At 70.3% G+C, this 236-nt stretch carries 1 rRNA gene (only partly in view); it reads right to left on the reverse strand.

Annotation, left to right across the window (positions count from 1 at the left end):
* Positions 1 to 236, reverse strand: a 23S ribosomal RNA gene (locus DW661_RS10215) (its annotated part extends past both window edges: 1,555 nt to the left, 1,559 nt to the right); the annotation flags it as partial.

Raw genomic sequence — 236 nt, forward strand, 5'->3', positions numbered from 1 at the left:
TGATCGCTTCGTCCGGAGCCTCGCCCTCGTGCGGACCGGATTTCCCTGGTCCGCGGGCCGCGCTCCATCACGGGGACGTCCAGAACCCCGCCGAGCCACCCCCATCCGTCGCCCCGTCGGTCGTAGCGCCGCGTGCGCGGTGCAGGAATGTCTGCCTGCTGCGCGTCGGCTACGCCTACCGGCCTCGCCTTAGCCCCCGACTGACCCTGGGAGGATTAGCCTTGCCCAGGAAACCT

Origin of the sequence: Collinsella sp. AM24-1 (assembly GCF_003470325.1) — a bacterium.
Lineage (GTDB): Bacteria > Actinomycetota > Coriobacteriia > Coriobacteriales > Coriobacteriaceae > Collinsella.